The 13,636-nt window shown below is 51.1% G+C and carries 10 protein-coding genes and 2 pseudogenes; 2 read left to right on the plus strand and 10 right to left on the minus strand.

The features are described 5' to 3' along the window. Positions 1 to 28: 28 nt before the first annotated feature. The 6 genes from ACFVSO_RS08870 to ACFVSO_RS08895 all read right to left on the minus strand — a co-directional run bounded on the left by ACFVSO_RS08870 (position 29) and on the right by ACFVSO_RS08895 (position 7,732). Positions 29 to 1,156, minus strand: coding sequence for an alanine racemase (locus tag ACFVSO_RS08870; protein ID WP_387472316.1), 1,128 nt, complete (start codon positions 1,154 to 1,156; stop codon positions 29 to 31). 80 nt (positions 1,157 to 1,236) lie between these two features. Continuing rightward, entirely contained in the window at positions 1,237 to 2,847 is a 1,611-nt protein-coding gene (locus tag ACFVSO_RS08875) for a response regulator transcription factor (protein ID WP_387472318.1), read from the minus strand. Beyond that, positions 2,822 to 4,579: a sensor histidine kinase gene (locus ACFVSO_RS08880; RefSeq protein WP_387472320.1), complete on the minus strand. Its 1,758-nt coding sequence runs from the start codon at positions 4,577 to 4,579 to the stop codon at positions 2,822 to 2,824. The genes ACFVSO_RS08875 and ACFVSO_RS08880 overlap by 26 nt, the downstream gene beginning before the upstream one ends. A 50-nt stretch (positions 4,580 to 4,629) precedes the next feature. After that, positions 4,630 to 5,448, minus strand: coding sequence for a carbohydrate ABC transporter permease (locus ACFVSO_RS08885; protein ID WP_387472322.1), 819 nt, complete (start codon positions 5,446 to 5,448; stop codon positions 4,630 to 4,632). Beyond that, complete coding sequence (locus ACFVSO_RS08890; protein WP_387472324.1) at positions 5,445 to 6,326, minus strand: carbohydrate ABC transporter permease; 882 nt, start codon at positions 6,324 to 6,326, stop codon at positions 5,445 to 5,447. The genes ACFVSO_RS08885 and ACFVSO_RS08890 overlap by 4 nt, the downstream gene beginning before the upstream one ends. 77 nt (positions 6,327 to 6,403) lie before the next feature. Beyond that, positions 6,404 to 7,732, minus strand: coding sequence for an ABC transporter substrate-binding protein (locus tag ACFVSO_RS08895; RefSeq protein ID WP_387472326.1), 1,329 nt, complete (start codon positions 7,730 to 7,732; stop codon positions 6,404 to 6,406). Positions 7,733 to 8,043: 311 nt separating this feature from the next. On the opposite strand from ACFVSO_RS08895, the pseudogene ACFVSO_RS08900 reads away from it, so the two are divergent. Then, positions 8,044 to 8,223, plus strand: a pseudogene (locus tag ACFVSO_RS08900) (YHYH domain-containing protein); the annotation flags it as partial. A 742-nt stretch (positions 8,224 to 8,965) separates the two neighbouring features. Here the strand turns inward: ACFVSO_RS08900 and ACFVSO_RS08905 are convergent. Both ACFVSO_RS08905 and ACFVSO_RS08910 read right to left on the minus strand, forming a co-directional pair. Then, the gene (locus ACFVSO_RS08905) at positions 8,966 to 9,526 is read right to left on the minus strand and encodes a YdeI/OmpD-associated family protein (RefSeq protein WP_387472328.1); all 561 of its coding nucleotides are present in this window, start codon (positions 9,524 to 9,526) and stop codon (positions 8,966 to 8,968) included. Further along, positions 9,513 to 9,971 (minus strand): VOC family protein, encoded by a 459-nt coding sequence (locus tag ACFVSO_RS08910; RefSeq protein ID WP_387472330.1) that lies wholly within the window; start codon positions 9,969 to 9,971, stop codon positions 9,513 to 9,515. Before ACFVSO_RS08910 ends, ACFVSO_RS08905 begins: the two co-directional genes overlap by 14 nt. Before the next feature lie 984 nt (positions 9,972 to 10,955). On the opposite strand from ACFVSO_RS08910, the pseudogene ACFVSO_RS08915 reads away from it, so the two are divergent. Further along, positions 10,956 to 11,111 (plus strand): annotated as a pseudogene (locus ACFVSO_RS08915) (IS256 family transposase); the annotation flags it as partial. A 98-nt stretch (positions 11,112 to 11,209) separates the two neighbouring features. On the opposite strand, the gene ACFVSO_RS08920 reads toward ACFVSO_RS08915, so the two are convergent. Together ACFVSO_RS08920 and ACFVSO_RS08925 are read right to left on the minus strand one after the other, a co-directional pair. After that, complete coding sequence (locus ACFVSO_RS08920; RefSeq protein ID WP_387472332.1) at positions 11,210 to 12,508, minus strand: NCS2 family permease; 1,299 nt, start codon at positions 12,506 to 12,508, stop codon at positions 11,210 to 11,212. A gap of 106 nt (positions 12,509 to 12,614) precedes the next feature. Next, positions 12,615 to 13,436 (minus strand): purine-nucleoside phosphorylase, encoded by an 822-nt coding sequence (locus ACFVSO_RS08925; RefSeq protein WP_387472866.1) that lies wholly within the window; start codon positions 13,434 to 13,436, stop codon positions 12,615 to 12,617. Between the last annotated feature and the right edge of the window lie 200 nt (positions 13,437 to 13,636).

Consider the following 13,636-nt stretch of genomic DNA (forward strand, 5'->3'; position numbering starts at 1 on the left):
GGAATTCATCGTCAGGAAAGCACTATTCTCAATAATTGCAGCCTCTCGCATCGGTTTTAATCCGGCCGACAATTTCTCCGCCGCGCACCGCGTATACGTAGTCGTTCAAATTCGGAATGACGCAGGAGTGGTTCGGAATAATCTCGATGCGATCCCCGATAGACAGGCTAACTTGCGCAGGGTCGTAACGCAGCATGCCATGCTCTTCATTAAGCGAAGCGATCATAACATCCGGCTGGCCGACAATCATCCCGAAGCCATCGGTATGATGAGAACGATCGCTGGTTAGCGTCTTGGTTCCGGCGTCAATGGTCGCCATGCCTGGCAGCGGCATGCTGATGACCGTAGCAATGACCCGAAGCGCGCAATCCTCAGGCTCTGCAAGGCCCATGCTAACTGCGGACACGTCATTGTATAGATAGTTGCCTGCGCGCACCTCCGTAATGCCTTCCGCATACTCACACAGCTTCGACGTTGGCGTCGAGCCCGAGCTAACGATATCAACCGGGATACCCGCTTCACGCAGATCGCTTACAACGCCGCGAATGATCTCCGCTTCCTCGCGTACAGCAGCCTTCAGCGCATCGTCCGTTTGGTTCCGATACACCAGGCCGAAATAAGCCATAATGCCGGCAATCTCAATGCCCGGCAGTTCCTGTATCTTGCGTGCGAAGGTTACAATATCCTCGCCAGGCTGGCGTCCGCCGCGATGCAGACCGCCATCCAACTCGATCAGCACGCGCACGGGCTGTCCCGCCCGCTCACCAACAGCGGACAAGCCGAGTGCAGCCTCCCAGCTGTCGACAGTAACGGTGACGCGGATGCGGCGGTGCAAACGTTCCAGCCGCTCCTGATTGCGCTCGCCGACGATCGCAAGCGCGACGAGAATGTCGTCGATACCTCCATCAGCGAATACTTCCGCCTCGGACAGCTTGGCCACTGTAATGCCGACCGCTCCTGCTTCAAGCTGCTTGCGGGCAATCTCCAATGACTTATGCGTCTTAATATGCGGCCGATGGCGGATGCCATGCTGAGCCAGCTTCTCTGCCATAAGAGCGATATTACGCTCTGCCGCATCCAGATCAACAAAGGCATATGGCGTTGGCGGATTGCGGTCAAGCTCCGGCAAACCGGGTGTCATCGTATTATCGTTCATCTCTGTTGCTCCTCTCCCATTAGGGAATCTCTATCTCTTCATACATGAATCTCAGGGTATAATCGTTTGTGCGGTCCACCTCACGAGCCATACTTGTCCCGGTATTCCTGCGGCGTCAATCCGGTATGCTTCTTGAACACATGAATAAAGGAATGCGCCCGCTGATAGCCAAGCCGGGCGGCAATCTCATAAATTTTGTCCGAAGTGTCGAGCAGCAGCCTGGCCGCCTTCTCCATCCGTATCCGATAGACGTATTCGGTGATGTTCTCCCCAGTCTCCAGCTTATAAATCTTCGAAATATAGACCGGATGGAGAAAAACATGCCTCGATATCGCGGTCAGCGACACATCTTCGTCGAGATGCTGCTCGACAAATTGCCGCACATCGGCAATCAGCTTCGCACGCGAGTCCTGCTTATCCGTTTCTGCTTCACTGCTGAGCCTGCCCAGCAGCTCCAGTGACCAGTCCAGCAATTGCTGCGCATTGCGGAACGGCAAGCCTACAGTCAGCTTCTCATAGCCCGGACCGATCAGATCAGACAATCGCTGTCCATTCTTATGCGCATAGGATGACGCTGCCGAGGCGATGATGAAGTAGGCCTCCAGTAATTGCTCCTCTGTCTGCAGCTCCGCGGCGATGCTCTTCAGCCGCTGCTCCGCTTGCTGCCATTGACCCGCTTCCAGCAAATGCGACAGGGACGGCAGCTCATACAGAGAAGATAACGAACATGTTTCATTCTCGCCGATTGCCGCATCCGATACGGTCAGAATAAGATCGGACACATCGCCGATGCGCTTGCGCAGCGTCGATAGCGTGCCGTCATACATCATGGCCAAATCAGTCGGGAATACCCCAGTCCGGCTAATGAGGATCGTCGCCGAGCCGCGCAGGAACGTATGAATCGCATCCTTCAGCTGGCTTGCTTTGCTCTCCAGCATGCGGTACAGCTCGGCGCAATCTGCGCCGCCCTCCCCGTGCGTGATCAGGAACACCAGATATTGATGCACATCCTTCCCGTGCCACAGCTGGCAATCCGGCTGGAACAGCTCCTCCGCCATGTTGCCTACCGCGTATTCCACGAGCGCAAGACTATGGGGATCATAGTTGTGAAAGGGCTGCTCCAGCCTGACCAGCATTAAGGCAAAGGCCTGCTCATAAAATTCCGGCACAGACAGCATCGTCATCTTATCGCGAAGCTCAGCCGCCGCATAGCGCTTACCAAGCAGCAGCTCCCCCAGCAGATTGCCGCGCATCTGGGGAAGATTCTCCCGGAGCGCTTGCGCAATCCGCTCTTGCGAGATGACCTCGCGCCACTCCTCCGCAAGCTCGGTGCGCACCTGCGCAACGGCAGCCAGCAGCTCCTCATCCTTGGCCGGCTTCAGCAGATAGCTGACTGCCCCGTGCCGGATCGCTTCTTTGGCATATTCGAATTCCGCATGACCCGACAGAAGAATACACTTCGTCTTGCGCCAGCGCCGCCGAATCTGCTCCGACAGCTCCAGTCCCGACATGCCAGGCATGCGGATATCGGTCAGCACAATATCGATCGTACAGGACTCCATCACATCCAGCGCTTCCTCGGCGGAATACGCTTTATGAACCCCTGTGATACCCGACTCGCTCCACGGCACCAGCTCTGACAGCCGGTCGGTAATATGCCGTTCATCATCCACGATCAGCAATTGCGCCATGCTCCGATTCCTCCCTCCAGATCATGGTGACTTGCAGTCCGCCCAGCGGACTAATCGCTAGCTGAAGGCCTGAACCCGGGCCAAATAGATATCTTAGGCGTTGATGCACATTCCAGACGCCGCAGCTGGTCTGCTCCTCCAACGGCTGGCGAAGCTTCTGCTCCAGCATCAGCAGCTGCTCGTAAGGCATACCTGCCCCGTTATCCTCCACGACAAGCATATAGCGGCCTTCTCCGGCATGTCCGGTAATCCGAATCAATCCGGCCCCGGGTTTCCTCTCGATGCCGTGGACAATCGCATTCTCCACGATCGGCTGCAGCAGCAGCCTCGGAAGCGGCAGCTCCAGCATCTCTTCCGGCACATCGATCTCATAGCGAAGCCGCCCTAACCGCAGGTTGTGAATTTCCAGATAGTTCTCGACAAGCTGCAGCTCCTCGCGCAGCGAAGCCGGCCGATCTTCCATCCGGGTCGTATACCGGTAATATTCAGCAAGATTTTGTGCCATCGCCACGACGGATGGCGTATCTTGCATTTTTGCCGTATTTATAATGAAGAACAGGCTGTTGTACAGAAAATGCGGGTTGATCTGCGCCTGTAATTGCTTCAGCGTAGCCTCATGCCCCCGTATCTTCTCCGCATAGACGCGCTCCACCAGATCCTGAATTTCCTCCGCCATTTCATTGAACCGCAGGAACAGGAAGTCGAACTCATTACTTGTGCTGTTCTCGATCCGCGTCGACAGATTGCCCTTCTTTAACATCTGCACCCCGCGCATCAGCTTGCCAATCGGCCGCTGAACATTGCGGTACAGCAAATAGGATGCGATGATGCCCATGGCGAGCAGCAGACCGATCGTCGCATAGAACATCGCGTTTGTCTTGTGAATGGGCTGAAGAATACTCTCCATCGGCACATAATCAACCAGATACCAGCCAAGCTGCTGCGACTTCACATAGAAGATCGCCACTCGCCCCATGCCAATATCTGCAACCACATGCCCGCTGACTCCCAGCTCTCTGCCGCCGAGCTTACTCATAACCTCACGGACGGCATCCGTATTCAATGTCGTGCTGCCGATCGGATCATAAGCTTTGTTGTACAGGAACGGATCGCTTCGCCCGTCCCACTTGACCATGTCCAGCATGCCGGAGATGTTCGATACAGGAAAGCCTACCTGAAACATCGCTTCCACCTGCTCTACAGATGTTGCACTGTACGGCTCCGAGATTTGTCTGATGAAGCGTGCGCCCGGCACCTGGGCATAGCCCTTGGGATCGTCGTCATAGATCCAGCCCTTGCGCAAGGCGAACCGCTTCACATCACCCCACGGATCATAATCCTTAAGCAGATTCGAAGACAGCATCATATCTTGCTTTGGCAAATACAACGTAATCTCGTTCATCCACGAGCTGGATACGCTCTGAAGACTCAGCTTCTTGTTAATCCGATATTCCTCGCGCTGCCGATCGTACGGAATCGTCTTGTCCCGCTCCATCAGCTCGCGCACATGAGGATCGGCGCTAAGTGTAACCGTATACATAGCCAACTGCTCGATGGTGGCATCGAACTGCTGAAGCAAGAACGACAGCTGCCCGAGACTGTTGGCTCCGATTTCATTTTCCACAACATCCACGCTTACTTTATTCGTATAGCCATATAAGACCAGGACGGGTATTAGAAACAAGACGATCATGATCATAATTTTGGAAAAAATCGTGCTTTTTCGCGGCATGGCAGCGCGCCCCTTTGTGAAAGGCATGTCCTCTTGGTTGTACAAGTAGTTTAGCCCTTCACTGCGCCCGCCGCAAGACCGCTTACGATAAACCGCTGGGCAAGCAGCGCAATAATCAGCACTGGAAGTGTAATGACGCATGCCGAAGCCATCAGTGCGCCCCAGTTAATTTCGGAATAGGACATAAAGTTGAATACCGCGACTGGAAGCGTCTTTGTCTTGTCTCCCGCCAGAATAATCGAGAACATAAAGTTGTTCCATGAGAAAATAAAAGACAATAGCGATGAGGTAACAATTCCCGGTCCTGAGATCGGCAATACAATTCTTAGGAACACTTGAGTCGGCGTACATCCGTCAATCAAGCCCGCTTCCTCAATCTCCGTCGGCAAGCCCTCGAAGAAGGAGATCATCACCCAGATGATGAACGGCAGGCCAACCAGCATATGGCTGAGAATAAGCGACAGATAGGAGTCAACCATTCCGAGCTGCGAGAAAATAATGAACCATGGAATAAGGAACGTGATGCCCGGAATGATGCGGGCAACCAGAATGATCAGACTAAGACCTTGCAGCCGGTGGCGCGCAATCGCGTACGCTGCAGGCAGTCCCAGAATTAAGGAGCCGAGCGTCGATCCTGCTGCGACAATAAAGCTGTTGATGATAAACTTCATGAAGTCGTATTCGCTGAAGACATTCACATAGTTTTGTCCCGTAGGCTTGAAGATCAGAAACTCATCGGGTGACATGATTTGCGCCTGTGTCTTGAATGAAGCCAGCAGCATCCATACGAACGGAAAGGCAAAGCAAATGACTACCAAGCCCGTGAGCGAGCTCATGATGATCGTTTTTAATCGTTTTTTGCGCTTCATGAAGCCACCTCCAGACGTTTGCGCACATAGATCATGAACAGCGTTAAAGCCATAACGATGGCAAAAAAGATGACAAGCAGCGTTGAAGCCATACCCAGCTTAAAGTACTGGAAGCCAAGCGTATAGCCGTAGATGTTCAGCGTCTCCGACTTCATGTTCGGACCGCCTTGCGTGGTCGCATAGATAATATCGAACGTCTTCAGAACATCGATCAGGCGCAGCATGACCGCTACGATAATCGTCGGACGCAGCAGCGGCAGCGTCACATACCAGAACTTCTGCCAGGTCGAAGCCCCGTCCACATCGGCCGCTTCATACGGCTCTGTCGGCAGCGTCGCCAGGCCGGCCATGACGATCAGCGAGATCATCGGCGTCCACATCCACACGTCCATCAGAATAAGGGACGGCATAACCTGAGACGGCGAGGCAATCCATAGCTGTGGGCTGAGTCCGATCATCTTGAGCAGCGTATTGGCGGCGCCAATGCTCGGCTCATAGATCAATAGCCAGACAAGTCCCATCGCGACAGGCGTTGCAACCATTGGGAGCAGGAAGATTGTTTTGACCAGGTTTTTGCCAAAAAATTCACGGTGCAGCAATACCGCAATCGCCACGCCCAGCACCGTCTGCACAATTAAGGCGCCAAATGTAAAGACGAAGGTCTGCTTGACCGTCACCCAAAAACGGGCATCTGTTAATAAGGCGATATAGTTGTCGAGTCCGACCCACTTCGGTGGCGTCGTCGAGGACATGCTCCATTCATAGAAACTGATTCGAAAAGTATATAAAATCGGGAATACCATCATAAGAAGCACGAATAATACAGCCGGCATGGTGTATATCCATTTCTGGTTGCGATCAAACCAGTTCGTTCGCATTGCCTCCATCCTTTCTCGTTGCGCCCCGGGATGAAGAAGGGACGCGCCCTACGGACGCATCCCTCCAACTCCGCAGCTTATTGACCAGATTCGTTATCAATTAAGGCTTGGAATTCTTTGTTGGCCTGGTCGGCCGCAGCCTGGATATCTTCGCCCGTAATCGCGCGCTGCACGATTGAACCGATAATATCGCGGGCTTCGCCTACGGCATTCACTTGCGGCAGAGAGTGGTCGACGCCGCCCTTCTGCGTCTCCATTGTTACTTCAGCCAGCTCTTTCGGGAAGGCTACTGTGCCTTCAGGGCTTGCCCATACGGACAAGCGCGACCCCGGATTGCCAAGCTTCTGCGTCTCCAGCATAATCTCTTTGCTAGTAGCCCACTCGATGAACGCCCATGCCGCATCCTTGTCCGCAGCTTTGGCATTCATCGCGATGCCCCACGAAGCGATGTTGAACGGCTGTGAGCCCGCATCGCCAGCCGGGAATACCGCGTAGCCGATTTGATCGGCGACGGTGGATTTCTCCGGATCAGCCGCGTTCAGATAGATGGAGTTCACATCTGCGAAGAAAGCAGCTTTGCCTTGTGCGAATACGCCAATAGCTTGCGGCCAGGACATATTCAGCACGCCTGGAGGGCCGAAGTCACGAAGCAGCGTCGCATAGGTGTCCATGCCCTTAACCGATTCAGGCGAATTCAGAACTGCCTTGCCGTCGCGCATAAATTCGCCGCCTTCAGAGTACATGAACGACGAGATCTGCGACACAAGCGCGGAGCGCTGGCCGCGAGCGGAGAAGCCGTACATTTCCTTGCTTGGATCATGCAGCGCTTTTGCTGCCGCCAGAAGCTCGTCCATCGTCTTAGGGACGGCAATGTTCGCTTCCTCCAGCAGATCCTTGCGGTAATACAGGATGTGCTGCTCGGTAATCGTCGGGATGCCGACGATTTTGCCATCGATCATATTCGTACTGACGGATGCCTTCGAGAAATCATCGAAATCGTAATCCGCATTTTTGTTCACGTACTCTTCCAGCGGCTGAAGCCAGCCGTTGTTGTAGAATTGCTTCGCATGCTGCAGCGGGCTGTACATGAACACGTCAGGCGTTGCCGAGCCGGATGTGAATTGTACGGTCAGCTTCTGGGACAATTGATCCTCGAAGTAGCTCTGTACATCCACCTTCATCCCGGTTTCTTCTTCGAATTGCGGAATCAGCTCTTTAATCGCATCCCCCCACGGATGGTTCGCTGTAGCGATGGACAGCTTCTTACCTTGGAACGGCTTGTTCCCTCCATCACCTTCCGCGCCCGGGCTAGGCTTGTCGTTCCCGCCGCCGCATGCACTCAGCATGCTGACCGCCAGGACTGCGGCAAGTGTTCCTTGCATCCAGCGCTTCATCTTTCTCTTCATACGATTGACCTCCTGTACAAATAGGATGAATAACGGGTGCATGCTGTCAGTCTTTCTTATCGGGTCACCCGTTACATCTAGACTAAAGCATCCCGCTTTCCGGTTAAATAACGCACATTCAACAACGATAACGAGGGATTAAAGAAATGTTTCGTTATCGCAATCTGAAATAAGGGCTGAACATGTTATGAATGATCACAAAGCATTCCTTTTCAAGTATTTGCTAAAAATATTAGAAAACCCCTATCCAGCACCCGATAACTTCTTTAATATGGAATGAAATATGAAAAGCAGGGAGACAAATACCCATCATGAAAAAAATGACCGTATTCATCACACTATTATTTTTCCTATGCAGCAGCTTGGCTTCAGCCCACCCGGGAAGAACAGACTCCTCCGGCGGACATACATGCCGCACGAATTGTGAGAAGTGGGGACTGGCCTATGGGGAATATCATTATCATAATGGGGGCGGCAAAAGCTCCTCTTCTACTTCATCGACATCATCTAAAGCCGCTGACACCAGAAGCGCGGAGGAGATCGAAGCCGACGGCTATATTTGGAATGGAGACTATTATTTGAAGCAGAGCAGCTATTACAATGCTTTGTATTACTATTTCAAAACAAAAGATACAGGCTACAGCTGGAAAGTAAATGCTTCGAATCAATCGGCTGCGGCCAAAAAAGTAGCTGAGCAAGCAAAGTCCTTCTACGAATCCGACCAGCTCGACAAAGCAAAGCTATATTATGAGCTGCTGGGACAAGACGCCGTCTACAGCAACACATACCACGTTCCGGCGAAACTCCAGCTCATTCAGGAGCGCCAGGCTTTCCATAATGCCTTTGCCAATGCGCGTTGGTATTTCAATCAGAAGAACTACGTCAATGCCGTCCTGATCGCCGACAAAAAAATGAAAGAAGGGCTTGCCGCGAATAGTCATGCCGTACAATTCATGAAGGATGCAGCTTTAAAGCTCACGCAGCAAGCGTACAGCGCCTTCGCGAATCAAGACTACGAAAATGCCCTCAAGCGCTACAACGTATTGGCGAACGCTGAATACGCCCCTGCCGATCTAAAAGAAGGAGCACGGAAAAACGCTATTATTACAGAGAAACGCATGAGTGAGTAGAACTTCCACCCATTCCATTCTCTCTTTCCGACAAAAAACAAGCTGACTCCGGCTCTGTACCAGCTCCAGCTTGTTTTTTTTTGTCGGCATATTTCCACTAAGACTATCCTTCCAGAAGACGGCCTTCATCATGCCATTGGCCGTACATCTTATTCGCTCGGGTATGCGCTATAAACTTATCCAGCCGTGAAGTATATAAGGCAACATCCTTTTCAACGGATTGGATATTGTCGATTCTGATTCTGACATACAGCTCAGGCAATGCTTGAAAGTTGCTATAAAGCTCTTCGTCCTGCTTCAGCCTCTGCAGAATATCTTCTTGGATGACGAATGAACCTGGGCCCATCTCTGGCAAAACGCTCATTCCCGCCTCTGTCATTAAGCCTAAGCGATCCAGCCGCCGGACGCGCTCCTTGTTCAGCTCCGTCCAGCTGCTGTTTTTCCGACGGGGAGAGAAGCGCTGGCCAGTCTGATGCTCACCCATACGTTTGCGGGTGCTGTCAATCCAGCCAAAACAAAGCGCCTCTTCCACGATGTCCAGATAGCTGATCGGATCGTTCTTCGCTGTAATCAACCAGCAATACGGTTGTACTTGATGATGCTCGCTTAGCCACTCTCGCCATGCTTGGCGGGTACTTAACCGCACGGCATTATCGATGATCATGTGCAATCACACCCTTCTGCTGCTGTTCCCATACGTCTGCATAATGCGGATTGTACATGATGCCCAGCACGTTGCCGAACGGATCTACGACCGAAGCCGTGACGAATCCTGAATCTCCTCTAGGTATAAGAGGCTCGTACTCTGCGGCCCCCATCTCCTTCAGCTTCTGAAGCATCGCGTGGATATCATCCACATGCCAATACATAATGACGCCCCCAGGACCAGCAGCTGCTTGGACAGGCGCAAAGCGGCGATCAATAATGCCCAGCTCTTGCTGGTAGTCGCCGAGACGGAATTCCGCATAGGCAAGCCTGCCATCTGGTCCCGATCGTTCAAAATATGGGACGATGCCGAGCAGCTCCGCATACCATGTTTTCGCTGCCTCCACATCATCCGCCCAATAACTGATCGTCGCAAATGCTCGTAAAGATTGTACTTTGCTCATTAGGGTTGCCTCCCGTTTATGGTCAGAGTATACGCTCACTTCGCTTCGCAAGTATGATCACCTCTTCGCAGTTCCAATTGTACGCCCTCAACGCTGACATCTGTCTGTCAGTGTTTCCAATCTTGTTCTGAATAGCCCTGTTGGTGGTTGCTGAGAGTGAAGAATTCACTCGGATCGACTTAAAGACTCGGTTCGTGGTGCTGTGGAGTTGAGTCCATTGAGCAATACAGGTCGATGGCATCGACTTAAATGGGTGGGAATGGCGCAATGTGAGAATTAGGTCGATGGCATCAACTTAAATGGGCGGGAATGGCGCAATGTGTCAATTAGGTCGATGGCATCGACTTAAATGCACGGGAATGGCGCAATGTGTCAATTAGGTCGATGGCTTCGACTTAGATGCTCCGAGATGGCGCAATCTGTGAATTAGGTCAGTGACATCGACTTAGATGCTCCAAGATGGCGCAATCTGTGAATTAGGTCGGTGACATCGACTTAGATGCTCCAAAATGGCGCAATCTATGAATTAGGTCGGTGACATCGACTTAAATGCTCCGAGATGGCGCAATGTGTCAATTAGGTCGATGGCATCGACTTAAATGCACGGGAATGGCGCAATGTGTCAATTAGGTCGATGGCATCGACTTAGATGCTCCGAGATGGCGCAATCTGTGAATTAGGTCAGTGACATCGACTTAGATGCTCCAAGATGGCGCAATCTGTGAATTAAGTCGGTTACATCGACTTAAATGGGTGGGCATGGCGCAATGTGTCAATTAGGACGATGGCATCGACTTAAATGCACGGGAATGGCGCAATGTATAAATTAGGTCGATGGCATCGACTTAAAAAGCTCGGGGATGGCGCAATGTGAGTTGAGTCCATATCATTGTGTAAAATGATGAACTTCATAAAAAGTAAGCCATGAAGTAAATACTCATCTAGAAGAGTTTCCTAGACCATTCCAGAGGAGAGTATTTATTCATGGCTCAGTATCAGGTTACACTAGATCATCCATTATTAAACCAACTGTATATCGGAGAAAATCGAGATGCTGGCGTTGCCGCTTTACTGGAGAGTGTTTTAAATCAAGTGTTAAAAGCACAAGCGACCGAACAGTTAGCCGCTGCGGAATATGAGTGAAGGCCCCATCCTAAAAAAGCAACAACACCCTCCTCGTGCGGATGGTGTTGTTGCTGAGGCGAACCTTGCGTATCAATTTTTTCTTCATCTCAATCTTATCCCATTACATGGAGAACAAAGTTAACAAGAAAGAGAGCTGCGGTACAATATAGCGGAAGCGAAATTTCTTTTACTTTTCCTTGTGCAGCTTTCAATATAACATAAGCTATAAATCCGAATGCCATTCCATCTACAATACTGTATGTCATAGGGATTACGGCGATAATAAGAAATGCAGGAAACCACTCGGTAAACTGGTTGAATGGAATGCGCTGTATCCCGGAAATCATCAAACCTCCGACAATGATCAATACCGGAGAAATTGCACTATCCGGAATCAGCTTAATGATAGGCATACAAAATATGGCCATAAAAAATAGTATCCCCGCCGTAATCGCTGTAAGCCCATTGCGCCCGCCTGCCGAAATACCCGCAACACTTTCTACCGTTGAAACCGTAGGGCTCGTACCGAAAAGACCGGCCGTAATCGTCGAGAGTGCGTTGGCCTGCAAAGAGCGTTTAAATTTCTGAGGCTTCCCTGCCATGCTCAGATGGCTGTTTATCATACCAATGTTTTCGAACACAAGGACGAGAGCCAGTGTGAAAGCGGCAATCCAGAATGTCACCGAGGCCAGGCTGCCAAAAGAAAAGGCTCCAAAAAGATCCAGATATACCTGGAGGGACATATTGCCATCCGATGCTTCACGGATGTTGACCTGACCGAGGCCGATGGCAAGCAAGGTGCCACAAGCTATGGTGATCAGAAAGTTACCGGGTACTTTCCTAATGAACAACACCATCGCAATGACTAACGTTACCAAAGTTATCATCGTAGAGGGATTGGAAAATTCACCCAAGGAAACGAATGTTTGTTCATTGGCAACGACGATGCCTCCTTTTTGGAAGCCAATCAATGTTAGAAACAAGCCTATACCTACCGTTGTCGCTTCCTTTAGCGAATCGGGAATGGACAATGATATCGTGCGAGCGAGCGGTGTAAACGCAACAATAGCAAACAGGATGCCCGACACGACCACGGCTCCCAGTGCTTCCTGCCACGTAAGCCCCATCGTTTGAACAATTGTATACGTGAACAGAGCGTTGATCCCCATCCCCGGGACCAGAATGATTGGCGTATCCGCCCACCATCCCATTAGCAAACACCCTACGAATGATGTTAAGGCGGTTGCGATAACCCCTGCTTCAAACGGGATGCCTGCATCCTCCAAAATAGATGCGTTTACAGCGATAATATACACGATCGTGAAAAAGGAAACGATGCCTGCCATCAATTCTCTCTGCACTGGGCGCCCGATCTCTACGCTTTCCTTCTTCCGACCAAATCGTTTACTCATTCATGCTGTACCTTCCTTCTTTATAGCCCCTCGCCCACCCGTTACTAGTATGATTACCGCTTCAGCGCGCTGATCTCAACGAATCAACGGACCGCTGCCTTTGTGCTTACATCTCTTCTATTATGCCAAGGACAAGCTGCAAAAATGTTTTTTTGACTTGCTCAGCCGCTTCCATCACTTCTTCATGCGATAAAGGCTGTTCCAGAATTCCCGCGGCTTTATTCGTGATGCATGAAATGCCGAGCACCTCCACGCCTGCATGTCTGGCTGCGATAACTTCCGGGACGGTCGACATACCGACAGCGTCGGCTCCAATGACTCTTGCGAACCGGATTTCGGCAGGTGTTTCGTAAGAAGGGCCGATATTTCCCAGGTATACGCCTTCACGGAAGGCAAAACTTTTACTGGATGCAACTTCATGAGCTAATTGAATAAGGCGCTTGCTGTATGCTTCGGACATATCCGGAAATCGTGGGCCTACCTCTTTGTCATTCGATCCGATAAGCGGGTTGGTTCCCATATGATTGATGTGGTCTGTTATGAGCATCAAATCTCCGACTTCAAACTCCACATTAACGCCACCAGCAGCGTTTGTGACAATTAGCTGGTTAACGCCCAGCGCCTTTAGGACTCGCACTGGAAATGTTACGTGTGTCGCAGAGTACCCTTCATATAAATGGAATCGGCCTTTCATCATCACGACATCTTTGCCGTTTATATGACCGGCAACCAATTCCCCGGCGTGACCTTCTACCGTCGAAACCGGGAAGTGAGGAATAGCGTGATAAGGAATCGAGGTTGCCTCTTCAATTAAATCCGCCAATATACCTAGTCCCGAGCCCAAAATTAATCCAATTTCCGGTCGGTAACCTAACTCATGTTCGATAAATGATACAGCTTCTTGGACTTGTTGTTTCATGTTGGACATATTTAGCTCTTCACCTTTCAAATTCCTAATTTAATTGATTGATTTCCTATTCCGCATACTTTCATGTTTATTGCCGCTGCTTCACCTTCTCCATATGCAGCCGGCCCTCTTCAATTAAATCCGCCAATATACCTAGTCCCGAGCCCAAAATTAATCCAATTTCCGGTCGGTAACCTAACTCATGTTCGATAAATGATACA

The organism is Paenibacillus sp. NPDC057967, assembly GCF_042887015.1.
Lineage (GTDB): Bacteria > Bacillota > Bacilli > Paenibacillales > Paenibacillaceae > Pristimantibacillus.